The sequence below is a fragment of the Paraburkholderia suaedae genome, assembly GCF_040812055.1.
Taxonomy (GTDB): Bacteria; Pseudomonadota; Gammaproteobacteria; order Burkholderiales; family Burkholderiaceae; genus Paraburkholderia.
On the sequence record NZ_JBFOAH010000004.1, the window covers coordinates 49,170 to 74,758 of the forward strand.

Annotated in this window: 20 protein-coding genes; 12 read left to right on the top strand and 8 right to left on the bottom strand. The window is 65.2% G+C overall.

Going from position 1 to position 25,589, the window contains the following annotated elements; translation table 11 throughout:
* The first annotated feature begins 76 nt into the window (after positions 1 to 76).
* Together ahpC and ahpF are read left to right on the top strand one after the other, a co-directional pair.
* Positions 77 to 640, top strand: coding sequence for an alkyl hydroperoxide reductase subunit C (gene ahpC, locus ABQJ48_RS07615; RefSeq protein WP_367837074.1), 564 nt, complete (start codon positions 77 to 79; stop codon positions 638 to 640).
* A 159-nt stretch (positions 641 to 799) separates the two neighbouring features.
* Positions 800 to 2,392, top strand: coding sequence for an alkyl hydroperoxide reductase subunit F (ahpF, locus tag ABQJ48_RS07620; protein WP_367837076.1), 1,593 nt, complete (start codon positions 800 to 802; stop codon positions 2,390 to 2,392).
* A gap of 168 nt (positions 2,393 to 2,560) precedes the next feature.
* On the opposite strand, the gene ABQJ48_RS07625 is transcribed toward ahpF, so the two are convergent.
* Positions 2,561 to 3,286 carry a pirin family protein gene (locus ABQJ48_RS07625; protein ID WP_367837077.1) on the bottom strand — a complete coding sequence of 242 codons (726 nt, stop codon included), beginning with the start codon at positions 3,284 to 3,286 and terminating at the stop codon, positions 2,561 to 2,563.
* Positions 3,287 to 3,418: 132 nt separating this feature from the next.
* On the opposite strand from ABQJ48_RS07625, the gene ABQJ48_RS07630 reads away from it, so the two are divergent.
* A complete protein-coding gene (locus ABQJ48_RS07630) occupies positions 3,419 to 4,309 on the top strand; it encodes a LysR family transcriptional regulator (protein WP_367837078.1) in 891 nt (296 codons plus the stop codon).
* Between the two features lie 99 nt (positions 4,310 to 4,408).
* Here ABQJ48_RS07630 and ABQJ48_RS07635 read toward each other — a convergent pair whose 3' ends face one another.
* Positions 4,409 to 5,425, bottom strand: a complete 1,017-nt coding sequence (locus tag ABQJ48_RS07635; RefSeq protein WP_367837079.1) for a 1-aminocyclopropane-1-carboxylate deaminase — start codon at positions 5,423 to 5,425, stop codon at positions 4,409 to 4,411.
* Between the two features lie 170 nt (positions 5,426 to 5,595).
* Here ABQJ48_RS07635 and ABQJ48_RS07640 point away from each other — a divergent pair, with 170 nt between their 5' ends.
* The 3 genes from ABQJ48_RS07640 (at position 5,596) to ABQJ48_RS07650 (ending at position 8,309) form a co-directional block, all read left to right on the top strand.
* A complete protein-coding gene (locus ABQJ48_RS07640) occupies positions 5,596 to 6,126 on the top strand; it encodes an Lrp/AsnC family transcriptional regulator (protein WP_367837080.1) in 531 nt (176 codons plus the stop codon).
* A 110-nt stretch (positions 6,127 to 6,236) separates the two neighbouring features.
* Complete coding sequence (gene msrA / locus ABQJ48_RS07645; RefSeq protein ID WP_367837081.1) at positions 6,237 to 6,992, top strand: peptide-methionine (S)-S-oxide reductase MsrA; 756 nt, start codon at positions 6,237 to 6,239, stop codon at positions 6,990 to 6,992.
* Between the two features lie 417 nt (positions 6,993 to 7,409).
* Positions 7,410 to 8,309: a MipA/OmpV family protein gene (locus tag ABQJ48_RS07650; protein WP_367837082.1), complete on the top strand. Its 900-nt coding sequence runs from the start codon at positions 7,410 to 7,412 to the stop codon at positions 8,307 to 8,309.
* Between the two features lie 203 nt (positions 8,310 to 8,512).
* Here the strand turns inward: ABQJ48_RS07650 and treF are convergent, their stop codons facing one another.
* Positions 8,513 to 10,321 carry an alpha,alpha-trehalase TreF gene (gene treF / locus ABQJ48_RS07655; RefSeq protein ID WP_367837419.1) on the bottom strand — a complete coding sequence of 603 codons (1,809 nt, stop codon included), beginning with the start codon at positions 10,319 to 10,321 and terminating at the stop codon, positions 8,513 to 8,515.
* Between the two features lie 453 nt (positions 10,322 to 10,774).
* Between treF and ABQJ48_RS07660 the strand changes: the two genes are divergently transcribed.
* Complete coding sequence (locus ABQJ48_RS07660) at positions 10,775 to 11,593, top strand: helix-turn-helix transcriptional regulator (protein WP_367837083.1); 819 nt, start codon at positions 10,775 to 10,777, stop codon at positions 11,591 to 11,593.
* 69 nt (positions 11,594 to 11,662) lie between these two features.
* On the opposite strand, the gene ABQJ48_RS07665 is transcribed toward ABQJ48_RS07660, so the two are convergent.
* The gene (locus ABQJ48_RS07665) at positions 11,663 to 12,604 is read right to left on the bottom strand and encodes a LysR family transcriptional regulator (RefSeq protein WP_367837084.1); all 942 of its coding nucleotides are present in this window, start codon (positions 12,602 to 12,604) and stop codon (positions 11,663 to 11,665) included.
* Positions 12,605 to 12,818: 214 nt separating this feature from the next.
* Between ABQJ48_RS07665 and ABQJ48_RS07670 the strand changes: the two genes are divergently transcribed.
* The 3 genes from ABQJ48_RS07670 to ABQJ48_RS07680 are packed head-to-tail and all read left to right on the top strand — an operon-like array spanning position 12,819 to position 15,866.
* Entirely contained in the window at positions 12,819 to 14,018 is a 1,200-nt protein-coding gene (locus tag ABQJ48_RS07670; protein ID WP_367837085.1) for an amino acid aminotransferase, read from the top strand.
* Positions 14,019 to 14,062: 44 nt separating this feature from the next.
* The gene (locus tag ABQJ48_RS07675; RefSeq protein ID WP_367837086.1) at positions 14,063 to 14,854 is read left to right on the top strand and encodes a class II aldolase/adducin family protein; all 792 of its coding nucleotides are present in this window, start codon (positions 14,063 to 14,065) and stop codon (positions 14,852 to 14,854) included.
* A 28-nt stretch (positions 14,855 to 14,882) separates the two neighbouring features.
* Positions 14,883 to 15,866 carry a 2-dehydropantoate 2-reductase gene (locus ABQJ48_RS07680; RefSeq protein ID WP_367837088.1) on the top strand — a complete coding sequence of 328 codons (984 nt, stop codon included), beginning with the start codon at positions 14,883 to 14,885 and terminating at the stop codon, positions 15,864 to 15,866.
* Between the two features lie 59 nt (positions 15,867 to 15,925).
* Here ABQJ48_RS07680 and ABQJ48_RS07685 read toward each other — a convergent pair whose 3' ends face one another.
* The 4 genes from ABQJ48_RS07685 to ABQJ48_RS07700 form a co-directional block, all read right to left on the bottom strand.
* Positions 15,926 to 16,117: a hypothetical protein gene (locus ABQJ48_RS07685; RefSeq protein ID WP_367837090.1), complete on the bottom strand. Its 192-nt coding sequence runs from the start codon at positions 16,115 to 16,117 to the stop codon at positions 15,926 to 15,928.
* A gap of 16 nt (positions 16,118 to 16,133) precedes the next feature.
* Positions 16,134 to 17,939 carry an FAD-dependent oxidoreductase gene (locus tag ABQJ48_RS07690; protein ID WP_367837091.1) on the bottom strand — a complete coding sequence of 602 codons (1,806 nt, stop codon included), beginning with the start codon at positions 17,937 to 17,939 and terminating at the stop codon, positions 16,134 to 16,136.
* A 266-nt stretch (positions 17,940 to 18,205) separates the two neighbouring features.
* Complete coding sequence (locus ABQJ48_RS07695; protein WP_367837092.1) at positions 18,206 to 20,158, bottom strand: AI-2E family transporter; 1,953 nt, start codon at positions 20,156 to 20,158, stop codon at positions 18,206 to 18,208.
* Positions 20,159 to 20,331: 173 nt separating this feature from the next.
* A complete protein-coding gene (locus ABQJ48_RS07700) occupies positions 20,332 to 21,612 on the bottom strand; it encodes a DUF445 domain-containing protein (protein WP_367837093.1) in 1,281 nt (426 codons plus the stop codon).
* Between the two features lie 213 nt (positions 21,613 to 21,825).
* Between ABQJ48_RS07700 and ABQJ48_RS07705 the strand changes: the two genes are divergently transcribed.
* A complete protein-coding gene (locus ABQJ48_RS07705) occupies positions 21,826 to 22,968 on the top strand; it encodes a metallophosphoesterase family protein (RefSeq protein ID WP_367837420.1) in 1,143 nt (380 codons plus the stop codon).
* Entirely contained in the window at positions 22,965 to 25,589 is a 2,625-nt protein-coding gene (locus ABQJ48_RS07710) for an AAA family ATPase (protein ID WP_367837094.1), read from the top strand. The genes ABQJ48_RS07705 and ABQJ48_RS07710 overlap by 4 nt, the downstream gene beginning before the upstream one ends.

The following is a 25,589-nucleotide window of genomic DNA, read 5'->3' on the forward strand; positions in this document are numbered from 1 at the left end:
ACAATCCGCTTTACCTATTAAGCGGCGTCTGAGATACTGACTCCACTTTCCAACCACTTCGAAAGAGGACTCAGTAATGCCGATCATCAATAGTCAAGTCAAACCGTTCAAGGCGCAGGCCTATCACAAGGGCGATTTCGTGACCGTCACCGAAGAAAGCCTGAAGGGCAAGTGGTCAGTTTTCGTTTTCTATCCGGCCGACTTCACGTTTGTTTGCCCGACCGAACTGGGTGACCTGGCCGATCGCTACGCCGAATTCCAGAAGCTCGGCGTCGAAATCTACAGCGTGTCGACCGACACGCACTTCACGCACAAGGCATGGCACGACACGTCGGACACGATCCAGAAGATCAAGTACCCGATGCTCGCCGACCCGACCCTGGCCATCTCGCGCAACTTCGACGTGCTGATCGAAGAAGAAGGCCTGGCGCTGCGTGGCACGTTCGTGATCAACCCGGAAGGCGAGATCAAGCTGTGCGAAGTTCACGACAACGGTATCGGCCGTGATGCGGGCGAACTGCTGCGCAAGGTGCAGGCTGCGCAATACATCGCGGCTCATCCGGGTGAAGTCTGCCCCGCCAAGTGGACGCCGGGCGCAGAATCGCTGACGCCGTCGCTCGACCTGATCGGCAAGATCTAAGCTCTTCGGAGCTTTCGCAGTTCGCGCGTTTGCGCGCGTCTGCATCAGCGTGCGGACCGCTTCATGCGGCGGTTCGCGCGTCCTGGGGCCGCAACTGTCCTATCCGGACTGCGTGCGGCGCCGGCAAACCAGTCCCCCTCGTCACGGAATCGAATCGCCATGCTTGACGCCAATCTCAAGACTCAGTTGAAAACGTACCTGGAAAAGCTTAGCAGGCCTATCGAAATTGTCGCATCGCTCGACGACAGTGCCAAATCGCACGAGCTGCTGGCCTTGCTCAACGACATCGCGTCGTTGTCGGAACGCGTGAGCGTGGTCCAACGCCGCGACGACAACGAACGCAAGCCGTCGTTTTCGATCAGCGAGCCGGGCAAGGATACGGGTATTCGCTTCGCCGGCATTCCAATGGGACATGAATTCACGTCGCTCGTGCTGGCACTGCTGCAGGTCGGCGGCCATCCGGTCAAGCTCGACGCTTCGGTGATCGAACAGATCCGCAATCTCGACGGCGACTATCAATTCGAAACGTACTTTTCGCTGTCATGCCAGAACTGCCCGGAAGTCGTCCAGGCGCTGAACGTGATGGCGTTGATCAATCCGCGCATCCGGCACGTCGCGATCGACGGCGCGCTGTTCCAGCACGAAGTCGAAGCGCGCCAGATCATGGCGGTGCCGACAATGTTCATGAACGGCGAAGTGTTCGGTCAAGGGCGTAGCGGCGTGAAAGACATTCTCGCGAAGCTCGACACCAACGCCGGCGCTCGTGCCGCCAAGGAGCTGGAAAAGAAGCCGGTGTTCGACACGCTGATCGTCGGCGGCGGCCCGGCAGGCGCGGCTGCGGCTATCTACTCGGCGCGCAAGGGCATTGCGACGGGTGTGGTCGCTGAACGCTTCGGCGGGCAGGTGCTCGATACGCTGGCCATCGAGAATTTCGTCTCGGTGACGGAAACAGAAGGGCCGAAGTTCGCCACCGCGCTCGAACAGCACGTCAAGACCTATGAGGTCGACGTCATGGACGCGCAGCGCGCCGACGCGCTGATTCCCGGGCGCATCCACGAAGTGCGCCTTGTCAACGGGGCGGTGCTCAAGGCCAAAACCATCATTCTGGCGACCGGCGCGCGCTGGCGCGAAATCAACGTGCCCGGCGAGCGCGAGTATCGCAACCATGGCGTTGCTTATTGCCCGCACTGCGATGGCCCGCTGTTCAAGAGCAAGCGCGTCGCCGTGATCGGCGGCGGCAATTCGGGCGTGGAAGCGGCGATCGACCTCGCGGGCATCGTGCGTGAAGTGACGCTGTTCGAATTCGGCGCGACGCTGCGCGCCGACGAAGTGCTGCAACGCAAGCTGCGCAGTCTCGCCAACGTGAGCATCGTCACCCAGGCGCAGACCACGGAAATCACCGGTGACGGCAAGAAGGTCAACGGTCTGGTCTACAAGGACCTGAGTTCGGGCCAGGTGAAGACAGTCGAGCTCGAAGGCGTGTTCGTACAGATCGGCCTCGTGCCGAACACCGAATGGCTCAAGGGCACGGTGGAGTTGTCCAGGCACGGCGAAATCGTCGTCGATGCGCGTGGCGCGACGTCGGTGCCGGGCGTATTTGCCGCGGGCGATGTCACCACGGTGCCGTTCAAGCAAATCGTGATCGCCGTGGGCGAAGGCGCGAAGGCATCGCTCTCGGCATTCGATCACCTGATCCGCAACAGCGAAGAAGTCGAGGCGGTCAGCGAAGCTGAAGCGGAAGCAGCGGTTTGATGCAATCGCGAAGGCGGTAGCCGCAGTGGTGAGCGGCGGCCTGTTGGCCGCCGTTTTTGCTTGTGCGGACGGCGGCCCCGCGCGAGGCATCGGACAACAACACGAAAAAAAGCCGCCCGCGATGGGCGGCCTCGGGTACATCGAGCCGTTGCAGCAATGCGTGACCTGTCAAGCCCACAGCGCCGAGGTCTCGACGTTACGCAAATCGAACACCAGCACTTCCGCGGCATGACCTTGCGAGAAGTTCAGCGCTTCTTCGCCGCGCACGCGCGCGCCGTCGCCTGCGCCGAGTTCGACACCGTTCACCGTCACGCTGCCGCGTGCCACATGGATGTACGCATAGCGATCGCTCGCCAGTTCGAGCCGCGCGGTCTCGGCGCCGTCGAAAAGGCCGGCGTAGACGCGCGCATCCTGCTGCAGCACGAGCGAACCGTCGGCGCCGTCCGGCGACAGCACGAGGCGCAACACGCCGCGTTTGTCGTCCGCGCTGAAGTGCCGCTGCTGATAACGCGGCGTGGTGTCCTGTGCGGCAGGCGCGATCCAGATTTGCAGGAAATGCACCGGCTCGCTCTTCGAATGGTTGTATTCGCTGTGCGCTACGCCGGTTCCCGCGCTCATCAACTGGACGTCACCCGGCACGATCACCGAGCCGGTTCCCATCGTGTCCTTGTGCTCCAGCGCGCCTTCCAGCACGTACGAGAAAATTTCCATGTCGCGGTGCGGATGCTTGCCGAAGCCTTGCGCCGGCGCCACGCGGTCGTCGTTGATCACGAGCAGATCGGAGAAGCCGTTTTGCTTCGGGTCGTGATAGTGCGCGAAGGAAAACGTGTGACGCGAACTGAGCCAGCCGTGTTCGGCGCGGCCGCGTTGATTGGCGTGTCTGATTTCAAGCATCTTGTCTCTCCTTTGAGTTCTGCGATCCCGGCCAGTGTTTGTCCGCGATCCATGAATGAGAGTGTAGGTCAATCTGGACAGGTATAATCACCATCAAAACAGAAACACCGTCACGTGGGAGTGGACAATCCGATGCAGCTCGATGACATGCGAATCTTTGTCGCCACGGTCGACGCCCACAACTTCACGGCGGCCGCCAACCGGCTCTCGCTATCGAAGCAATTCGTCAGCCGCCGGGTGATGGCGCTCGAAGAAGCGCTCGGCGTGCAGTTGCTGATCCGCAATACACGCAAGCTAGCTGTGACCGAACTGGGCCAGGAGTTCTACGAGCGCGCGAAGCGCATTCTGGGTGAAGTCCAGGATGCCGAGCAGGCCATGTCGATGCGGCGCGCGAGTCCACGCGGACTGTTGCGCGTGAGTGCGCCGATGTCGTTCGGCATGATGCATCTGTCGCCGCTCGTCGCGCTGTTCCTGCGCGAGCATGGCGACGTGCGCTTCGACATGGAGTTGAGCGACCGGACTGTCGATGTGGTGGGGGAAGGCTTCGACATGGCGATTCGCATCGGTACGCTAGCCGATTCCACGCTGATCGCGCAGAAGCTCGTCGACCTCAGGATGGTGGTGTGCTGCAGTCCGGAGTATGTGCGGCGCCGTGGCGCGCCCGCTGTCCCGGCCGACTTGCAACGTCATTCATGCCTGTCGTACGGGCATGGCGGTGTGCTCAGTTGGGAGTTCGTCGTTGATGGGGTGGTTAAGGGCGTGGAAGTGCGCGGACCGTTGCGGGCCAACAATGGCGAGTTGATCCGCGACGCTGCCGTGGCCGGGCTTGGAATCGTTAGGCTTCCTGATTTTATCGTTGCGGATTCGCTTAAGAGCGGTCAACTGGTGTGCGTGCTCGACGCATTCCTGCCTGACGCGACCAGCGTGTATGCGGTGTATCCGCAGCATCGGCAAAGCTCGGTCACGATCCGCGCGTTTGTCGAATTCTTGCGCCAGCATTTGAAAAAGAATCTGGCCGCGTGAGGGCTGGCGCGCGGCGGCAGAGGCTGGCGCAGACGGCTTCCAGGCGCCGCCCGAGTCACCGCGACCTGCTTGTTGCCTCCCGCCGCGCGTTTTGATGGATCAGCCGTTGCGGAAAATGAAGCTGTAACCGTTCAACGCCGGCACACCGCCCAAATGCGCGTAGAGCACACGGGAGCCCGCGGGGAATTCGCTGTTGCGCACCATATCGATCATCCCGTGCATCGATTTGCCTTCATAGACCGGATCGGTCAACACGCCTTCGAGCCTCGCGCACAAGCGGATCGCCTCCAGCGTGCCTTCGTTCGGCAACCCATACTCGGGCCCGCCGAAACGCTCGTCGAGTACCACGTCTTTCTCGGTGATATCGCGGCCAAGGTCGACCTGGCGCGCGGTGCGCTTCGCGATCCGCGTGATCTGCTCGCGCGTCGGTGCGGGCCTGGCTGATGCATCGATACCGATCACGCGCTCCGCGCGGCCGTCGGCGGCAAAACCGACCACCATGCCGGCTTGCGTGCTTCCTGTGACCGAGCACACGACGATATAGTCGAACTTGAAGCCGAGCTCCTTTTCCTGCTGACGCACTTCTTCGGCGAAGCCGACAAACCCCAGTCCGCCCAGCGGATGATCGGAGCAGCCGGCCGGAATCGCGTAGGGCTTGCCGCCCGCGGCGCGCACGCTGTCCAATGCATCTTCCCAGCTCTTGCGGAATCCGATATCGAAGCCGTCTTCGACCAGCCGCACATCCGCGCCCAGAATCCGCGACATTTGGATGTTGCCGACACGGTCATACACCGCATCCGAATAGTTGACCCAGTTCTCCTGCACGAGCACGCACTTCATGCCCAGATGCGCGGCAACCGCCGCGACCTGGCGGGTCTGGTTCGACTGGATGCCGCCGATCGACACCAGCGTGTCGCAACCCTGCGCCAGCGCTTCCGGGATCAGATATTCGAGCTTGCGTGTCTTGTTGCCGCCGAACGCAAAGCCGCTGTTGCAGTCCTCGCGCTTGGCGTAGAGGTGTACTTTGCCGCCGAGGTGGTCGCTCAGGCGTTTGAGCGGCTGGATGGGCGTGGGTCCGAAGGTGAGCGGGTAGCGAGGAAATCGTTGCAGGTTCATGGCGGCTCCGAAGTCGGTAGAGGTGCGACGCGACTCCAGGAAAGCGGCGTCGCGTTTAAAGCCAATGTTAGGGAAAACAGGCCGAAATGAGCTTGCGAAACAATCGCGATGCGCATACTTTTAAAAGATCAGTACCGTCAATGGCTTAATAAAAATCTGCGGAAAGCGCAATGAACGCAACGAAAATTCGCGCCGCGCCGCGTCGTCCATCCAAGGCTGCCCTCGCTCCGGCCGGTCCGCTTCAGGCGCTCGATCGCATCGACCGCGCGATTTTGCGGCAGTTGCAAACCGACGCGTCGATCTCGAATGTCGCGTTGGCGGCGAAGGTGAAGCTGAGCGCGCCGGCCTGTTTGCGGCGCGTTGAACGACTCAAGCAGTCGGGGCTGATCCGTGCGGTGGTCGCACTGATCGACCCGAAGGCCGCCGGTGCAGGAATGCTGGTGATCATCGGCGTGGTGCTGGACCGCTCGACGCCTGAGTCTTTTGCCGAGTTCGAGAAAGCCGCGCACAAAGTTGCCGGCTGCATGGAGTGCCACGTCGTCACCGGCGAATTCGACTATTTCATGACGATCCGCACGCGCGACAGCGACAGCTTCAACCGCCTGCACGCCGAGCAGTTGCTGTATCTGCCCGGGGTCCGGCAAATCCGCTCGTTCATGGTGCTCAAGGAGATTTTGTCGACCACCCAATTTCCGCTCTGACCCGAGCGGTCGCGCAAAAAGACGCGCATGCTGTCATCAAGCGCGCTGCCCAACGACCCATCTCCGGGGCCCTCGCGCACGGCGCGCGCTGATCGAATCGGACGGACATCATGGACACTCAGGATCGCATTGACGACGAGCGCAGCCCCTGCCGCGGGTTGGCTCCCGGGTTGGCTCTTTGGGGATCGCTCGCTATCGGTGCATTAGCGCTGCTGCTCGCGCAGCGCATGGCGTGCGCCGCCGAGGCCGCGGTGGTGATCGCGCCGCCCGCGCTCGACGAGCCGATCTCGGCGGCCACGGCCCACGAGGAAACCGCAGTGTTCGCGGGCGGCTGCTTCTGGGGCGTGCAGGGCGTGTTCCAGCACGTGCGCGGGGTGACGAAGGCGGTATCCGGCTACTCGGGCGGTTCGCGCGACAGCGCCGACTACCAGATCGTCAGCGGTGGCCAGACGGGCCACGCGGAGTCGGTGCAGGTCACGTTCGATCCTGGCAAGGTCACTTACGGCCAGTTGTTGCAGGTGTATTTCTCTGTGATCCACGATCCGACCGAGCTGAACCGTCAGGGGCCGGACAGCGGCACGCAGTACCGCTCCGCGGTGTTTCCGCTAAACGACTCGCAGCGGCGCGTCGCGCAGAGCTATATCGCGCAGCTCGGCACAGCGCATGCGTTCGCTGCGCCGATCGTCACGCGGGTGGAGCCGTTCAAGGGCTTCTATCCGGCTGAGGCCTATCACCAGAACTACCTGACGCTGCACCCGAACTCGGCGTATATCGCGATCAACGATATGCCGAAGGTCGCGAACCTCAAGCGTCTGTTTCCCAACCTGTATCGGGACAAGCCGGTTTTGGTGGAAGCGTCTCAATAGCACCGGTGGCTTTTCCGAGACCGCTTGACGCGCGGCGGCAGACGATGCCGCCTTCTGCTGTCCGCCGCGTGCCGGCTCGCGCCAGGTCGCGGCATCCGTGGTGCGCCTCCCCCGGCCGCCCAGACCGTCTTGCAGCGCCGCGCGCTCGGTGATCCGAAGCGCGCCTGGACGGCTTGGCGCGCATCTTGCGTGCGTGTGACGGTCGGCCGGGCATTCGATGGATTAGTTCATACAAAGCCCCTACGCGTCTGCCCGTGTCGAGGGCGGTTGGGAGCCCCGCCGTGCACAGCGCGTCGTTCTCTGAAAAAACTACATGCCTTACGTTAAAGCGCTGCAGTCGCTCGGGCGTTTTTATCGCTCGACGGACTTCGAACAGGAACTGAACCCCTTTGCGATAAGCGAGATCGGAGGCTTCGAGTGGTGAACAGCCGTAGAGAGAAGCGGGGCGCCACGCTCCGCAATAAACAAACAGGCTTCACGGCAATCGTGCTGGCCGCCGCAACCGTCGGCGGCATTGGCCTTCTTCCGGGTTCGGCGTCGGCTCAAACGCCTTCACCTTTAGCCGAGTGGCAGTACTCGGCAGGCATTGCCCTGCAGAAGATGTTGCAGCCTGTGATTCCGGACTGGCAAGTGCGTCTGGGCGCGGCAGCGTCGTTTCAGCCGCGCTTCGCGGGCTCGGACCGCTATCACGTAGTGGCTGGCCCGAGCGTCGACGTGCGCTATAAAGATCTTTTCTTCCTGTCGAGCGGTGAAGGCTTCGGGGTCAACTTCGCGCAGGGCGAGAACTGGCGCGCGAGCCTCGCCGCGGTCTACGACCTCGGACGTCGCGGTCACGACGATCCGCAAGAGCTGAACGGGCTCGGCAATATCAACCCTGCACCGGGACTCAAGCTCGCGGCCGAATACGTCGTCTCGAAAGAGTTTCCGCTCGTGCTGCGCGCCGACGTGAGACGTTATTTTGGCGGCTCCAATGGCTGGACCGGCGACCTGGGCGCCTATATGCCGATGCCGGGCAGCTCGAAAACCTTCTTCTGGTTCGCCGGTCCGAATGTCACGTTGGCGGACTCCACGTACATGAACAGCTGGTTCGGCGTGAATCGGGAACAGGCGGCGCACTCGCAGTATCCGGAGTACCACGCGAGCGCGGGCTTCAAGTCGGTGGGCTTCGGCGTCAGCGCGATCTGGCTGTTCGACAAGCATTGGTTTGCGACGGCGGACGGCGCGTTCGAACAGCTGGTGGGCAGTGCGGGCAATAGCCCGATCACGCGCAGCAGGGCGACTGGCGTGGCGGATGTTTCGATCAACTACCGCTTCTAAGCAGCGGCCGAGATTCGGGCCGTTGCGCGGCGGCGCGCTGCAGTGCGCTCTCTGGTGGCCGGGGCAGCGTGCGGATTGCTGCCGTTCTACGAGTGCCAAAAGCTCGCCGGCAAGAGCCCGAGTTTGCATCGGCGCGATTCGGGAAAAGTTCGAGCCGGGGCCAGGTTTTTCCCCCAAGCGCGTCGAAGGACGAAGGACAAACCCTACGGATTCACCCGCGCCCCATGCAGCCGATGTGTAGTCTTAGGCGCTGCCGCAGCGGCCGCTGCGGCAGCGGACACGCCCGCCGGACCCTCGGGAATATCGCTCGGCCGCGACGCCTGTACCGTCTGCGGATAGAGCGCGAGCAGCACCCGCAGCACGCCATTGGTCCAGCCGAAGCCATCCTGCAACGGGTACTCGCCGCCGCCCGCGGCCACGCCCGGCGCTCTGCTGTCGACATCGTATTTCTCGACCAGCTTGCCGGTGTGCTGGTAATACGTCACGTTGGTGCGGATCCAGCGCGTGGCGATGGTCTGCGCGAGCGCCGGCTGGCTATAGCGCCGCAGACCGATTACCGCCAGATACTGCAACGGCGCCCAGCCGTTCGGCGCGTCCCATTGCTGTCCGCTATCGAACTGCGTGGTGGCGAGTCCACCCGGCCGCAGCAACTCGCGCTGCAACGTAGCGGCGACTGTCGTCGCCTGCTGCCGGTCGGCTACGCCCGTGTACAGAGGGTAAACCGTCGCGGCCGTGAGCCTGTGTGTCAGCACGCGGTCGGCGAAATTGTAGTCGCCGAATGCCTGCAATTGCGGGTCCCACAGCACGCGGCGGATCCCATCGGCGCGCGTCGCGGCGCGCTGCTCCATATTCTCCGCATGCGTGAGATCGCCGCGCACGCGATACGCCTTCCCGAGTGAGCGCTCGAGGTCGACCAGCAGGCAATTCAGGTCCACCGGCACGAGCGAAGTCACATCGACGGTGGCGAGCGTATGGCCGTCGGCAAACCAGCGCGAGCTGAAATCCCAGCCGGTCTCGCCGCCCGCGCGCAGATTGCGCCAAAGCTGCGCGGGGTCGCGCTGCGGCGTCTGTTGCGCGGTGAGCACGTCTTCGCGGTAGGACTCGTCGCGCGGCGCAGCGCGTTCGTCCCAATAGCGGTTGAACAGCGTGCCGTCCGCGAGGCGCACCACATGGCGGCTCGCATGGCCGGCCGGCAGGCCTTCGCTGCCGTTCATCCAGTACGCGTATTCGCGCTGCAACTCGGGCAGATATTGCGCATAGACGCCGTCGCCGTCCTTGTCCGCGACGAGCCGCACCATCTGCGCGAAGAACGGGGGCTGCGAGCGGCTCAGATAATACGTGCGGTTGCCGTTCGGAATGTGCCCGTAGCGGTCGATCAGCGTCGAGAAGTTTTTCAGTTCGTCGAGGACGAGCGCATGCCGCCCGCTTTGCTCGAGTCCGAGCATGATGAAGTACGAGTCCCAATAGTAGATTTCATCGAAGCGGTCGCCCGGCACGATGTACGCGTCCGGCAGCGGCAGCAGCGACGACCACGGACTCGCAGTGGCATCCGGTTCGCGGCGCAAAACGTTCCACAGGGTGTCGATATGGCTGACCACATCCTGGTTTGGATCGGACGTGTAGTCCTTCGTGATCCGCGCGGGCAGCGTGAAATTGTGCTTGACGAAGTCGGCCAGATTGAAGCCTGGCTGCTGCTTCGCGGCATCGTAAGCGCTCTCGATCTGTGCGGGCGGCGCGGACGGCACCATGTCCGCGAAGGTTTTACTGTCCGGGTACAGGTGCGCGAGCTCCACATCGCGATAGAGCTCCGGGTACTGCTCGGACGGCGGCACCGGCACGACCGGTGACGCCTGCGTGGGCGGCTCGACGTGCACTGCGACCGTTGCTATGCCAGCGGCCGGTGCGGCGGAAGGCTCGCCCGGCGCAGCCAGCGACGCATGCCACACGAGCGAGGCGGCCAAGGTTTTGCGTAGCGCTGCGCGCAAGGAAACGGCGGGACGGGAAGAGGGCATCGGCAAGCGGATGAACGAGTGGATGGCATCAGGCATTGCATGCATGGGACGATTGACCCACGCGCGCCGCGCAAAGTTGCGTGCGACGGCAAGATGCCGCTTCAAAAGTCGCCAGGCGCCGGCTCGGCGTCTGACCACGGCTTCGCGCAGTGCCGGAAACAAGCACGCGCCCCCGCAAGAAATGTTCCGGCGCGGCCGCGATTCGTCATGCCGATGAGAAAAAAGACGACGGCACCGCGGGCGCTCTTCCCGATTGGCGCAGCGCTGTGGGCGTCCCTCGCAACGTTGCGCCGACACTGGATGTCGGCTATGTCTCGATGGCGATCACGTTGCAACGCGCCTCGTGCAAGCGCAAGAAAAGCCACGCAACGGCAGGCGCCGCGCGAAAATCGGCATGCGGATCCCGCTGTGCTACGCTTGCCGCAACCGAATCCACGCGGCACGAATCCCATCATGCGTTCCTGGCGCATCGCTCCATCGCAACGAGGCGGACAGATCAGCACCGCCCGCGCAACCGACGTCGTCATGTCGATCTCGCACCCGCACGCCGATGCGCTCGCCGCGAGCATTCTGACGACCGTCGGCGCGCAGCTGCCCGTCTCCCAGTGCACCATCTTCGCGTACGAATTCGACGCGCGGCCGCGCACGGTTTCGGCGGCCGATCATCGCGGCGGCCGCTTTCTGCGCGACCTCGCCGATCGTTATGCGACACACTTCTATGCTTTCGACGGCAACCGCGCGATCATCGGCCGAACGCCGCGCGCGCAAGCTCACGATGCGTTGGTGCTGCACCAGCAGCGCAGCGACGAAATCGCAAACGAAGCGTATCGCGCCGCCTGCTATGCGCAGCCCAATGTGTCCGACCGGCTGTCGTTGCTGGTGCAACCCCTGCAAAGCGTGTGGCTGTCCATCAATCTGTACCGCGACAGCGCGTACGGTGCTTTTGCACCGGGCGAGCTGGAGTATGTGGAAAGCCTCGCGCATCTGTTCGCTCACGCGGCGAAAAGCCATTACACGCTCAACGGACAGCACCACCAGGGTCCGGCCGCCGCGATGCTGGCCCGCGTTCGGCGCGCATGCCCGGCGCTGACGCCACGTGAGCTCGACGTGCTGCGCGGCACGCTGGAAGGCGCGAGCGCCGTCGAAATTGCCGGGCGGATGGGTGTGAAGCCCGCCAGCGTGCTCACGTATCAAAAGCGCGCTTATGCGCGGCTGGGCATCTCCGGCCAGCGGCAGCTGTTCGCGCTGTGCATGCAGCCGGAGCGGGCCTGATTCGGTCGGTGGAACTCAGCCGTCGTTTCGCGCTGACGTTGCGCATTTCGTGCGGGAGTCTTGTGCGCGCTACGTGCGCCTCGTTCGCGCTTGCGCCTGGGTTTCGCGGTCCCAGCGTTTGAGCCACGGCATCAGGAAGTCTGCGAAGCCGTCCGCCGGCGGCGACAGCGCACGTTCGGTGGAACGGTAGACACCGACCTTGCGGATCGTTTCGGGATCGACGATGCGCTTCATCACCAGCCCGAAGGTACGCGCCAGTGGCGCCACGTACGCGGGCGCGAGGGTCACGGCCAGCCCTTGCGACGCGAGCCCGAATGCCGTGGTGACGTTGTCCACCACGTTCACCGGAACGATGCGCGCCTCCACCGGCAGATTGGCGAGCATCTGCCCGACGGCGCGCTCATGATCGCGGCCGGTTGCGATGATCGGCACGTCGCGCAAGTGCTGCCATTGCACGCGGCGCCGCGCGGCCAGTGGATGCGCCGCAGCACACCACATCACCCACGGGCTCGCGAACGCCGGATCGTAGCGCACACGCGTGCCGCATTGGCGGTCCGGCCCGATTGCGAGGTCCACGTCGCCGCTTTCCACTCGCTCCACCAGCTGCTCGACCACGGTGTCGCAGATGCGCACGACGACTTTCGGCTTGCCGCGCGCGTACTCGGCAATCGCCGCTGGCAGCGCGGTAGCCGCCAGCACGAGCGGCGCGCCTACCCGCACGATACCGGCGGCGCGGTTGCGGATGTCGTCGGCGGATTGCGCGGCGGCGCGCACGTGGCGCAGCACCGATTCGGCCGACGACAGAAAATCGTGCCCCGCGCTCGACAGATCGACGCGCCGCGTGGTCCGGTCGAACAGGCGGAAGCCGAGTTCCGTTTCCATCTCGGCCAGCAACTGGCTGACCGCCGACGAGCTCAGCCCGAGCCGTTGCGCCGCCGCGCCGATGCTGTGCAGATCGACGATGGCAAGGAACGCCTCGAATTGACGGATAGTGGTGCGTGCGAGCGGCATCAGGCGATTCTAAAGAAAAACTGACGAATCGTGAAAAATCGATTGCTTGTGCGCGGCCAACGCATCACCGACACTGGCTCGATCGACGCACATGCGCATTCCCGCTTAGACTTGCGACATTCCCCTGTCGCCCGCGGCCCGGCCTGCCGGTTTTACGCCGGCTTGCGGCCAGGCCACCGCGACGCCGTACCGGCGCCGCTTTCGAGGACGTATCATGTTCGACCATATACCCGCCTACCCAGGCGATCCGATTCTGAGCCTCAACGAAGACTTCCAGCTGGACCCCCGGCCGAACAAGGTCAATCTGAGCATCGGCATCTATTTCGACGACGCCGGGAACCTGCCGGTGATGGACGCGGTTCGCCGCGCCGAAACCGCGCTGCTCGACTCGATCGGCCCGCGCTCCTATCTGCCGATGGCCGGGCTGCCGCTGTACCGCGAGACGGCGCAGGCACTCGTGTTCGGCGCGCAGGGCGAGGCGCGCGCCGCGGGGCGCATCGCGACGCTGCAGACCATCGGTGGCTCGGGCGCACTGAAGGTCGGCGCCGACTTTCTGAAGCGCTATTTTCCGGGTTCGCAAATCTGGATCACCGACCCGAGCTGGGAAAACCATCGCGTGATATTCGAAGGTGCCGGGCTGACCGTCAACACGTATCCGTACTACGACGAGCACACGGGCGGACTGCGTTTCGCCGACATGATGGAGGCGATCGGCCGCTTGCCCGAGCGCAGCATCGTATTGCTGCACGCATGCTGCCACAACCCGACCGGCGTCGATCTAAGTCCGGCGCAATGGGCGGAGCTGGTGCCGGTATTGCAGCGCCGCAAGCTGATCGCATTCGTCGACATGGCCTATCAGGGTTTCGGCGCGGGCCTCGAAGAAGACGCGGCGTGCGTGCGTTTGCTCGCGGACGCGGGCGTGCCGTTGATGGCGGCGAACTCGTTCTCGAAGAATTTCTCGCTGTACGGCGAGCGCTGCGGCGCATTGAGCGTCGTATGCAAGAGCGCCGAGGAAGCTGTGCGCGTGCTCGGTCAATTGATGTCGACGGTGCGCGCCAACTACAGCAATCCGCCCACGCATGGCGCGCGCCTCGTCGCCAGCGTGCTCGCCGATGCGTCGTTGCGCGCGTCGTGGGAAGCCGAACTCGCCACCATGCGCGAGCGGATTCTGACGATGCGCGGCACGATCCACGCGGGACTCGCCGGCCGTGTCGATGAAGTCATGCGCGCGCGTTACGTGGCGCAGCGCGGCATGTTCACCTATACCGGTCTGAGCGAGCGCCAGGTGGAGCGCCTGCGCAACGAATACGCGGTGTACGTATTGCGTTCGGGCCGCATGTGCGTGGCGGGGCTGAACGAACGCAACGCCGGTTATGTGGCGTCGTCGATTGCGGCGGTCGTGTTGGACGCTTAACGGCGGTTTTCTGCGCCGGCACAAGGATAACCATGGAGACCCCGATGACGACCGTTGAAACGCCAGTTGCGAGTGCGCCGAAGAGTGCGGCCATGCATCAGGACGAATGGCAGGCGCGCGTGCAACTGGCCGCCTGCTATCGCATCTTCGACATGCTCGGCTGGACCGAGATGATCTACAACCACATTACGTTGCGCGTGCCCGCGAGCGCAAGCGACGGGCAGCGGCAGTTCCTGATCAATCCGTTCGGACTGCACTACAGCGAGGTGACGGCGCGCAATCTGGTGAAGATCGATGCACAGGGGCGCGTGCTCGACGGCTCGCCGTATCCGGTGAACCCGGCCGGGTTCGTGGTGCATGCGGCGATTCACGAAGGCTTGCCCGACGCGCACTGCGTGATGCACACGCACACCACGGCGGGCGTCGCGGTGGCGTGTCTGGAAGCGGGCTTGCAGCAGACCAACTTCTACAGCGCGCAGTTGCACGGGCGCGTCGCGTATCACGACTTCGAGGGCATCACGGTACATGCGGAAGAAGGACCGCGGCTCGTCGAACATATCGGCGACAGGCAGGCGGTGATCTTGCGCAATCACGGGCTGCTTGCGTGGGGCCGCACGCTGCCGCAAACTTTTGTGATCCTGTGGACGCTCAATCGCGCGTGCGAGATTCAGATGGCGACGTTCGCGATGGGCACTGCGCGGCCAGTGCCTGAAGAGATCGCGATCCGCTGCTCGCGCGACGCGTTGCAGTTCGATCCGCGCCACGGCGCGGGCCAGGATGTGTTCGACGCGCTGGTGCGGCGGGTCGATCGGATCGACGCGAGTTACAAGGCTTGACGCACGAATCGACGCAAGGATCGACGCGATGAAGATTGTTATTTACGGCGCAGGCGCGATCGGCGGCTGGATGGGTGTGAAGCTCGCGCAGGCCGGCCACGAAGTCGGCATCGTGGCGCGCGGCACGGCGCTCAGCGCGTTGCGCGAGCAGGGTTTGAGTCTGATCGAAGGCGGACTCACCCAGACGGTGAGGGTGGAAGCAAGCGAGGACCCGGCCGACCTGGGCGCACAGGATCTCGTGGTGGTCGCCGTCAAGGCCCCGGCCATGGCGTCGGTGGCCGCGCACATCGCGCCGCTGTTGGGCCCGCAAACCGTCGTGCTGACGGCGATGAACGGCGTGCCGTGGTGGTTCTGCGACGGCCTGGGCCGCGATTTCGCGGGCCAGCGCCTGAAGTCGGTCGACGCCGACGGCGCGATCGCCGCCGCGATCCCGACCGGGCAGACCGTCGGTTGCGTCGTCCATGCGAGCTGCCGCGTGGAAGCGCCGGCAGTGATCCGGCATCATCAGGGTAATGGACTGATCGTCGGCGAAGCGTCGGGCCACGCTAGCGAGCGCGTCGCAGCGCTCACCGCCACGCTTGCCGCCGCCGGCTTCGACGCCACGATGTCGGCACAGATCCAGCGCGACGTCTGGTACAAGCTGTGGGGCAACATGACGATGAATCCGGTCAGCGCTATCACCGGCGCCACGACCGATCGGATCCTCGGCGACGAACTGGTGCGTGGCTTCGTCACCAGCGTCATGCTCGAGGCCAAGGAAATCGGCGCACGTTTTGGCATTCCGATCGACCAGGCGCCGGACGATCGTCACGAGGTCACGCTCAAGCTGGGCGCGATGAAAACCTCGATGCTGCAGGATGTGCACGCGGGCAAGCCGGTCGAGCTCGACGCGCTGGCGGGCGCGGTGCGGGAGTTAGGGCACATGACGCATGTGCCGACGCCCTACACCGATGCGCTGTTCGGCCTCGCCCGGCTGCATGCGAGCACGCTCGGCCTGTATCCGGGGAAGTGACGCTGCACGCGTGAACGAAAAGCCGCCGCGCGTCGATTGCGCGGCGGCTTTTTTACTGCTCATGCAGCCACTGCCGACACGGCCGGCAGCTTCGCAGCGTCGATCAGCGACAATGCGCGCTGCGGGTCGTCTAGTTCGGTCAGGCACAGCAGCGCGAGACGCGCCAGATAGAGCGGCGCCTGCGCTTCGCCTTCGGCCGTGAGAGTTTTGCAGAGCGTCGTGTAGACGAGGTCGAGATCGCTATCGGTCATGATGGGTCCTCCTGCGTTAGATGCTCAGCGTAGCGTTCAATGCACGCTGTACGTCCGCCGCGCTGGCCTTGCGCCAGCGCGCGAGCACATGGCCGTCTGGGCGGATCAGATAGACGGTGCCGGGCGTCGCGTCGAGCATGTCGTGCAGATGGCCGGTCGGGTCGATCGCATCGGCAGCAGTCGTGCCCTGTGTCTCGCTCCTCGCCAGCGTGAGCATTTTGAACGGAATGCGTCGTTCCGTGAGCGTGTGTTGCATGTGCTGCCATGCGTCGTCCTGCTGCGCATCCGTGCCGAAGCGCAGCGCGGTAAAGCAGGGTTCGAGCAGATCGGTGAGATGAATAGCGCGGCTCACGCCGTTGTCCGCGCTTCGAAGTAGCCGGCATTCCGGCAGCACGGCGCCTGGGGCCGGGCCTTTGCTGAACGCGTCCGCGTTGCCTGCGTGGGGGGCTGCGTTGGCCACTGCACTAGCCTCTGCATTAGCCTCTGCGCGGCTCGCAGCGTCGCAAGCCGCGTCGTTCAGCGGCGAGCGCACGTACGCGATCGCATGCGTCTGCCGCGGATTGATCAGCGGCCGCACGGCCGCGTGCCGTTGCGCGAGACCGAGCACGGCCGTACGCATCAGATCGAACGCGAACGACGGCGGCGCCATGAACTCGGTGCTCTTCATCCCATAGCTCAGGTTCTCGCGCGCCGCGAACACCCGCTCGTCGCTATAGCTGTCGAGCAGGCGCGGCGACGCGATGCCATTGACCACGCAGCCGAGTTTCCAGCCCAGATTGTCCGCGTCGTCGATGCCCGAATTCGCGCCGCGCACGCCGAAGATCGGCACCAGATGCGCGGCGTCGCCCGCGAACAGCACCGAGCCGTGCCGGTAGTTCTCGAGCGTCAACGCGTTGGCCTTGTAGACCGTGATCCAGATTGGTGACCACGCGCCCGTTTCGCCCATCGAGTCCAGTACGCTCTGCACGCGCGGCATCACGTTCTCGGGCTTGACGGCCGCTTCCGGGTCTTCGTCGTCGCGCAACTGATAGTCGATGCGCCACACGTTGTCCGGCTGCTTGTGTACGAGCACCGTCGAGCCCGGGTTGGACGGCGGATCGAAATAGGCGAGGCGTTCGGTGGCGCGCGCACTGTCCAGTTCGATATCGACGATCACGTAGCGGCCCTCGTACGTAGTGCCGGTGAGCTTCAGGCCGAGCGCCTCGCGAATCGTGCTGCGCCCGCCATCGCACGCGACGACCCAGTCGGCACGCATTTGCCACGCGGTATCGTCGCAGTCGTCGGCGCTCCCTGCGCTGCGCGTGCGCAGCGCAAGCGTGGCGCCCCCTTCAGGCGACTCTTCGATGCCGCTTACGCGGGTTTGCCAGCGCACGTCGATGAGATCGGCGCGACGTTCGATCTCGTCGAGCAGCAACTGCTCGATCTGATATTGGGCGATGTTGATCATGGGCGGCAGCGACTGCTCGTCGTCCTGGTGCATCGCGAAGCGGAACACTTCGGTATCGCGGTAGAAGCTGCGGCCGCCGGTCCACGGCAGACCTTTTTGCAGGAAGCCGTCCACCAGCCCGAGGCGCTTGAAGATCTCCAGGCTGCGCCGCGAGATGCAGATCGCGCGGCTGCCGGTGCACACGCTGTCGTCCGCTTCGATCAGCACCGAGCGCACGCCCTGGCGCGCGAGCGCGAGCGCGACGGTCATGCCGACCGGTCCGCCGCCGACGATCGCCACGGGTCTGACTATCGGATCGTGGCCGTCGACGAGCGGCGGCACCTTGCCCGCGTAGCGGCGAGGCGAAAAGGGATAGGGTTTGAACGGGCGGCTCATGCGTGTCTCCTGGTCTTCGATGCTTGTGGATCGCCCGCTGCGGCTGCCTGGCTCTGCACAGCGGTGCAAATCTTCAGCGCAGTATGCAGGAGGGCGCGCACCCGCCTGTCCTCATTTTGGGTACAAAGGCTGCGTCGCTGATGCGCGCTCGCTGCCCACGCGTACGACGAAACGCTTGGGAAAAAAACCGCGAGGCACTCACGCGCCCAGCGGCTTCATTGATTCATCCATTCGTTCGTTCAAACGCGCGGGGGCAAAGACCCGCGTCACTGCGCCCCGGCCGCATGCGAAGGCTGACGCGGATGCTGCAGGCTCGCCGCCACCTGGCATTCCTCGATGAGCGCGCGGAAGGTCGGCGCCGCGTGCGAAGCGCCGGTCGCACCCGAGTCCGCGCCGCTTTGCGGCGAGCCGCCGACGCCCACCACCAGCGTCGCGCGCGGCCGCCATTCGCGCGTGCGCCGCAGCATATTGCGCAGATAGGGCGGCGACTTGGGCGCGTCGAGCGAGACGATGCAGATGATGGGCGCGTCCTTGAAGCCCGGCTCGTCCGCGCGCGCGCTGCGATAGCCGGAGTGCGTCGCCATGATCGGCGCGAGGCCCATGCGGCCGAGCAGTTGCACGGCGATCGCGGTCGTCACTTCGTCGAACGCGCCGCGTCCGGGCACGCATAGCACGGACGTCCGCTCCGTTTCATGAGCGCGCTGCTGCTGCGTCGCGACGGAGTGGGGTTGGCGCTCCGACAGATCTGCCGACGCCGACGCCAGCAACGCGTCCGCGCTCTCGGCCGGTTCGGCACGCGCCAGACGATCCGGCAGGCCGTCCGCGATTTCGAGGTTCTCGACGATATCCACGAGGGACTCGTTGATCCGCTGCAGCTGGTCCGGCATCAGCACGCCGCGCACCGCATCGTTGCGCGCGAGCTTGAGGCCTTCCAGCGCGACGTTGTCGTAATAGTCGATCAGCGACATCTCGCGCAAGAGGCGTTCGGCCTGCACGATCGCTTCGTGCGGATCGTCGGCCAGCAACCGCTGATAGAAGTTCTGCGCGGGCGAGAGCGCGGGCTGGTCGCCGAGCAGCACGGTAAGGAAGTTCAGGCGATCGGCGTAGCGCCCCAGGGTGACCACGCACAAGGTGAGCGGCGTCGACAGCACGAGCCCGACCGGACCCCACAACCAGCTCCAGAAGATCGCCGCGACCACCACCGCGAGCGGCGACAACCCTGAGCGATGACCGTACAGGAACGGCTCGGCAATCTGCCCGGCCACTACGTCCACGACAATGAAGAGGATCAGCGTGTAGACCGCCATTGTCCATTGCGGCTGAATTGCAGCCGCGAGAAATACCGCGAGGATCGCCGCGATCCAGATGCCGATGTACGGCACGAAGCGCAGCAGCGCGGCGATCACGCCGAACAGCAGTGCGCCCGGCACGCCGATGATCGCGAGGCCGATCGCGATGATGCCGCCCGCGCTGAGGTTCACGCCCAGTTGCGCGACGAAATAGCGGCTCAGCCGCACCGCTGCGTCGTTGATCGCGGTGGTGGTGCGGTGCAGATCGCGCGAGCCGAACAGGCTGATCAGGCGATCGCGCAGATCCTCGCGTTGCAAAAGAATGAAGATCGTCACCACCAACACGATGAAGGTGGTCTCGATCGGCGCGATGGCCGGCGACAGTGCGCGCTGCGCGAGTTGCAGCGGTGTGGGCGCCGGCTCGTGCACCTCGACCGGTTGTGGCACGGCAGGCGCGTTGCGCGCGGCGCGTCCGGTCGGACGCGGCGGATTCGGCCGCGACGGCGCCACCCGTTGCAGGGTGGCGGCGGCGCGCGTCATCAGCGAGTCGGCGCGGCCCACGGTCTTTTCCTGAACCGTTTCGATTTTCCGCTCGATCGCCACCTGATATTGCGGCAGGTCGCCCGCCAGTTGCACGAGCTGTGCGCCGATCAGCGCGCCGAGCGCGAGCAGTGAAGCGAGGGCGAACAGCACGGCAATGAAGATGGACGGCAATTGCCCCATGTGCAGTCGCCGCAACGTCTGCACGAGCGGCGCGAGCAGGAAGCTCAGCATCACCGAAAGCGTGATCGGGATCAGCACCGCACGGCCGAAGTACAGCGCGCACACCACCACGACGCCGGTGACCACCGAGGCGAGCCCATGCAGACTGGGCGTGCCTGGCGGGTAGACGCGGCTCGGCCGCCCGGACGGCGGTAACGATATTTTCATGAACACACTTTCCGTTTAACAGCGCTGTCCTTCGATGTTGTTTTCCACCGGCCGCGCACGGACGCGATGGCGTGGCGTGCGTTGCGTGCGTGGGGTTGCGTTGCCACGGGCAAAGCGCATCAGCAAGACATATGCCCAATTGTAGGCGGTTCGGCGAACGCCACACCATTCGACTAGCCCAGATGCAGCCGCAACAGCTCGAACACTCGTGAGCTCGCAAACAGCAGCAAGCCGATGAAGCCGCCCACGATCGTCCCGTTGATGCGGATGTACTGGAGATCCTTGCCGATGTTCAGTTCGATCTGCCTCGACATGTCGCGCGCGTCCCAGTTCTTTACCGTATCGCTGATATGACGTGTGAGAAATCGCGCAAAGTCCGGCGCCATGGTGCGCGCCGCGTCTTCCAGATGATCGTTCAGCGATTGACGCAGCGCCGGATCGTGCGCGAGTTCGCGCCCCACCCATTGGCCCATCGCGGTGACGCGCGCATGCAGCGCCGAGTCGCCGCTTTGCAGATCGCGCTTGAGCCACGCGCGCAATTCGCCCCACATGTCCTTCACATACGCGCCGAACGCGTCGCCTTCCACCAGATAACGCTTGAGTTCTTCGCCCTGTTGCAGAAACACCGGGTCGGTCTTGAGTTTGACGATCAGCTTCTGCGCGGCTTCGTCGAACTTGTGGCGCAATCGGTGCGTGGGGTTCTCGCTGACCTGTTCGAGCATGCGGTTCACCGCGCTGGCGATGGCTTCGGCGCCTTTTTCGCCGAGCCATGCGGACGGCAGCACCTTTTCCATCTTCGGATACTCGCTCTTTACCCAGTCGACGATGCGCTCGGCGATATACTCGCGGGCCTGCGGTTCACGCAAAAACGCCACGACCTGGTGGATGCCGGCGTCGAGCAATTGCTGATGACGGCCGTCGCGCGTGAGCGTGTCGAGAATCGCGCCCAGCGATTGCGACAGGTCCACCTTGGCGAGCACGTCGCGCAGCGCGTCCTTGATGAATACCTGGATGCGCACGTCGTCGGTCAGTTCGAGGATGCCGCCGGTGAGCCTGACGACGTAGTCGCCCAGGCGCGCGGCGTTGGCCGGGTCGCTCAGCCAGCCGGTGATGCTGCGCGCCGGGTCATGCTTGTGGATCAGGCCGACCAGCGACGGCACGTCGAGAAACTTGTCCTGCACGAACACCGCGAGGTTGTCGGCGATCTTGTGCTTGTTCTTCGGGATGATCGCGGTGTGCGACGAGACGATCGGAATCGGCACGCGGCGAAACAGAGCGGCTACGGCGAACCAGTCGGCGAGCGCGCCGACCATCGCAGCCTCGGCGACCGCCTTGATCCCGTCCACCCAGATGCCGCGTGGCATGAAAGCGGTGACGACGAACACGCAGGCGGCCGCGAGCAATAGCAGCAACGGCGTACGCTTGGCCTTTTTCAGTTCGAGTGTTTTGTTCATCGGCGGCGGGGCAGCGGGTCCGGTTCGATTGTTGTGCGGTGCGCTCGGCGCGCGATCGCGCAACCGCGAGTGTAGCGCCGCTGCCCGGGCCGCGCGCCCGATGCGGCGCACGCGTTGCCGCGCCCGCGCGGTAATATCTGCGGTTAAACCGCGAAGCCGCACGCGCGGCTAGTCATGCAGCGCAAGACAACGTATGAACGTAATGGAGGCAAGGTGATCAGGTTTCTGCACACAGCGGACTGGCAGATCGGCACGCAATTTGGCCAGTTCGAGGCGAATGAAGCGGCGCATCTCGCGCAAGCGCGCCTCGACACGGTGCGCCGCATCGCCGACGAAGCAACCGCGCGCCACGTCGACGCGGTGCTGGTCGCGGGCGACGTGTTCGATTTGCAGACCGTGTCGGACACGGTGATCCGGCGTCTGTTCGGCGCGTTGCAGGGGTTCGCCGGCCCGTGGATCATGCTGCCGGGCAATCACGACGCCGCGCTGGTGGAAAGCGTATGGACCCGCGCGCAGCGGCTGAACTGCGTCGCGCCGAACGTGCGGGTCGTGCTCGAACCCGGCGTGGTGTTGCTCGACGCGTGCCGCGCCGCGCTGCTGTGCGCGCCGCTCACGCAACGCATCACGTACGACGACACGACCGGCTTCTTCGACGGCACCGAGACCCCGCCGGGCTATCACCGTATCGGGCTCGCGCATGGCAGCGTCAGCGGCATTCTGCAGGAAGGCATCGACTCGTCGAATCCGATTGCGCCGACGCGTGCGGTCAGCGCGCGTCTGGACTATCTCGCGCTGGGTGACTGGCACGGCCATCTGCGCGTCGACGAGCGCACGTGGTACGCCGGCACGCACGAGCAGGACCGTTTCCGCGCGAACGATCCGGGCTTCGTGCTCGACGTCACGCTCGGTGAGCCGGGCGCCGCGCCGCAGGTTGAACCGGTGCGGGTCGGTCAATATCGGTGGCATCGCTGGGATGAAACGATCTCGGTGCCGACCGACGTCGACGCGCTCAAGGCGCGGCTCGCCGCATTGGGCAGCCAGGACGTGCTGCGCGTCAGCGTGAACGGCACGGCCGCGCTCGCCGACGCACAGGCGCTGCACGTCGCGCTTGAAGAAGCCCGCGCGCGCGTGCGGGCGCTGCGCGTCGATATGAGCGGTTTGCACGTATTGCCCACCGCCGACGACCTGGCCGAACTGGGCGCGCAAAGCGGCTACCTCGCGAAAGTGGTCGAGCGGCTGCGCGCCTTGCAGGAAGACCCGCAATCCGATCCTCAGCAGGTCAAGCGCGCGGCCGAGGCCCTGTTGCTGCTGGCGCGTCTGCAACGGGAATTGCCGCGCGAAGCGAGGTCCGCATGAAGCTGCAAAGCATCGCCATCCAGGAGTTCAAACAGTTCGGCGAACGGCTCGTCATCGACGCTCTGCAGCCCGGGCTCAATCTGTTCACCGGCCCCAACGAAGCGGGCAAGAGCACCGTCGCCGAAGCCGTGCGCGCGGTGTTTCTCGAGCGCTACAAAGCGTCGCATCTGAAGGATCTGCTGCCTTGGGGCAAGGCGAGCGGGCAGCCCTCGGTCGAAGTCGGCTTCGAGCTGGACGGCGTCCAGTGCAGGTTGTCCAAGCACTTCGTCACGCGCCAGCGCTGTGAACTGCGCATCGGCCAGGCCGTATTCGGCGAGGACGAAGCGGAAGACAAGCTCGCCGCGCTGCTCGGTTTTTCGCGTGCCGCGCGCGGGCCGCTGAAGGCGGAGCATGCCGGGGTGCCGGGGCTTCTGTGGGTCCAGCAAGGCGGCACGCAGGAAATGCGCGATTCGACGGGACACGCGGCACAGTATCTGCGCGATGCGCTGTCGCAACTGTCGGGCGGCCGCGAATCCGCCGGTGAAGATGCATTGATCGCCGCCGTGCAGCGCGAATTGCGGCAACTGTTGACGGCACGCACGCAGAAGTCCACCGGGCCGCTGGCCGAAGCCGAGACCGCGCTGGCCGCGTTGATCTCCGAACGCGATCAGCTGCAACAGCAGCGGCAACAGTTCGAAGAGAATATCGCGCGCCTCGCGTCGCAGCAGGAAGCCTTCGACGACATGGAGCGCAAGCGTCCGTGGGAGCTTCACGAGCAGAAGGCCGTGCTCGCACAGCAGCGCGCCGACGCCGCGGCGGAACTCGAACGCAGTCTGCACGGACTCGCGCAAGCGCTGCAGGTGCACGAGGCGGAACTGGCGTTGTCGCTGCAACAGGAGCAGGGCGCGGCCGAGCTCGAAGCGGCCGTCGCCCGCGAGCGTCAGCAACTCGATGCGGCGCGCGCCAACGTGTGCGCGGCGCAGACCGAGCATGCGCAAGCGGCGAGCCGCGTCGCGCAACTCGAGCAGGCCTCCAGCGATGCGACTCGCGCGCTCGAACTGGCGAACGCCGCTGTCACTGCCGCCGACTTGCGCAACCAGATCGGTTTCTATCGCGCCGAGTGCGAGCGGCTCGACGCGGCGATCGCCGCCGCGGGCAAGGCCAACGACGCGGTGCTCGAAGCCGCGCGCGATGCGGCAGCCGTGGAGATCGACGAAGCGAAGCTCAAGCGCCTCGTCGCGCTCGACGCAGAGCTGACCGTGCTGCGCGCCCGCACGGAAGCGGCGATGACGCGCATCGAATACCGCTTGAACGGCGCACTGACGGTCGACGGCGTAGAGGTCACGGGCGACGGCGTGCTGCGCGTCGACGACGAGAAGCTGCTCGGTCTCGGCGCACTGGGCGAATTGCGCGTGATACCGGGCGTCTCGGGCCTCTCCGCGCAATTATCCGAACTCGCATCCGTTGAAGCCGCGCACGCGCAGTTGTTGCGGGCGCTGGGTGTCGCGTCGCTCGGCGACGCGCAGGCGCGGCACGACCAGTGGAAGACGCTGATCGCGCAGCAAAAGAGCCAGGCGAAGATTCTCGACGTGCACGCGCCGCAAGGTATCGACGCGCTGCGGGCCGCGCTGGCGTCGGCGGCTGCGCGCCTGAAGGCGTCCAATGAACGGCTGGCCGGTCTGCCCGATGCGGGCACCGCGCCGCCGCTCGACGAGGCGCGCCGCAACGCGGAGCTCGCACGCGATGCGTTGGAGGCCGCGAGAAAAGTGCTGGCGCAAGCGGCGGAACAGCGATCGACCGGCATCGCGACCGCCGAATCGCTCGCTGCGCAGTTGCAGCGCAAGGAAGCGCAGTTAAACGACGAAGCGTATCGCCGCAACCGCATGCAATGGCAGACGAAAATCGTCGAACAGCGCGTGCAGGTCGGCGCGCTGAGCCAGCAGCGCGAAGCGCGCGAACGCGAACTGGACGCCGCGCGTCTGGACGATCCGGTGGCCGAGGCGAAGCGCTATCGCGCGTCGGCGGAACTCGCGCGCAACGAGCAGCGCGAGCGGCAGGTGCGCATCGCGCAGTTGCGCAGCCAGTTGGAGACGGTCGGCGCATCGGGGCTCGGCGAGCGGCTCGCGGTGCTACAGGCGCGGGTCGAGCAGGCCACGCGCCGCAAGGACGAACTCAGCTTGCGCGCGAGCGCGCTGAGTCTGCTCGACGAGGTGCTGGTCGACGAGCGCGATGCGGCCGTCGCGCAACTACGCGCGCCGTTGACCGAGCGGCTTGGGCACTACCTCAAGCGCATTTTCCCGGCGTCGACCCTCGCGCTCGGCGACGATCTGAGCCCCGCGACGCTGGACCGCAACGGCCGCGCCGATACCCTCGACGCGCTCAGCTTCGGCACGCGCGAACAGCTCGGCATCCTGGCGCGGCTCGCGTATGCGGACCTCCTGAAGGCGTCGGGCCGGCCAACCCTGCTGATGCTCGACGACGCGGCGGTCCATACCGATGCCGCGCGCCGCGACGCGATCAAGCGTGCGCTGATCGACGCCGCGACGCGCCACCAGATCCTGGTGTTCACTTGCCATCCGGAGTTGTGGGACGACCTCGGGGTGAGGCAGCGGGCGCTCGAGGACCTGAAGGTGGCGGCGTAG

Excerpts from the sequence above, each read along its gene's own strand:
- ABQJ48_RS07700 (WP_367837093.1), bottom strand. The coding sequence starts at position 21,612 with ATGAACAAAACACTCGAACTGAAAAAGGCCAAGCGTACGCCGTTGCTG.
- ABQJ48_RS07630 (WP_367837078.1), top strand. The coding sequence starts at position 3,419 with ATGCAGCTCGATGACATGCGAATCTTTGTCGCCACGGTCGACGCCCAC.
- ABQJ48_RS07670 (WP_367837085.1), top strand. The coding sequence starts at position 12,819 with ATGTTCGACCATATACCCGCCTACCCAGGCGATCCGATTCTGAGCCTC.
- ahpC (WP_367837074.1), top strand. The coding sequence starts at position 77 with ATGCCGATCATCAATAGTCAAGTCAAACCGTTCAAGGCGCAGGCCTAT.
- ABQJ48_RS07660 (WP_367837083.1), top strand. The coding sequence starts at position 10,775 with ATGCGTTCCTGGCGCATCGCTCCATCGCAACGAGGCGGACAGATCAGC.
- msrA (WP_367837081.1), top strand. The coding sequence starts at position 6,237 with ATGGACACTCAGGATCGCATTGACGACGAGCGCAGCCCCTGCCGCGGG.
- treF (WP_367837419.1), bottom strand. The coding sequence starts at position 10,321 with ATGCCCTCTTCCCGTCCCGCCGTTTCCTTGCGCGCAGCGCTACGCAAA.
- ABQJ48_RS07680 (WP_367837088.1), top strand. The coding sequence starts at position 14,883 with ATGAAGATTGTTATTTACGGCGCAGGCGCGATCGGCGGCTGGATGGGT.
- ABQJ48_RS07635 (WP_367837079.1), bottom strand. The coding sequence starts at position 5,425 with ATGAACCTGCAACGATTTCCTCGCTACCCGCTCACCTTCGGACCCACG.
- ABQJ48_RS07625 (WP_367837077.1), bottom strand. The coding sequence starts at position 3,286 with ATGCTTGAAATCAGACACGCCAATCAACGCGGCCGCGCCGAACACGGC.
- ABQJ48_RS07640 (WP_367837080.1), top strand. The coding sequence starts at position 5,596 with ATGAACGCAACGAAAATTCGCGCCGCGCCGCGTCGTCCATCCAAGGCT.
- ABQJ48_RS07665 (WP_367837084.1), bottom strand. The coding sequence starts at position 12,604 with ATGCCGCTCGCACGCACCACTATCCGTCAATTCGAGGCGTTCCTTGCC.
- ABQJ48_RS07675 (WP_367837086.1), top strand. The coding sequence starts at position 14,063 with ATGACGACCGTTGAAACGCCAGTTGCGAGTGCGCCGAAGAGTGCGGCC.
- ABQJ48_RS07685 (WP_367837090.1), bottom strand. The coding sequence starts at position 16,117 with ATGACCGATAGCGATCTCGACCTCGTCTACACGACGCTCTGCAAAACT.
- ABQJ48_RS07690 (WP_367837091.1), bottom strand. The coding sequence starts at position 17,939 with ATGAGCCGCCCGTTCAAACCCTATCCCTTTTCGCCTCGCCGCTACGCG.
- ABQJ48_RS07695 (WP_367837092.1), bottom strand. The coding sequence starts at position 20,158 with ATGAAAATATCGTTACCGCCGTCCGGGCGGCCGAGCCGCGTCTACCCG.
- ahpF (WP_367837076.1), top strand. The coding sequence starts at position 800 with ATGCTTGACGCCAATCTCAAGACTCAGTTGAAAACGTACCTGGAAAAG.
- ABQJ48_RS07710 (WP_367837094.1), top strand. The coding sequence starts at position 22,965 with ATGAAGCTGCAAAGCATCGCCATCCAGGAGTTCAAACAGTTCGGCGAA.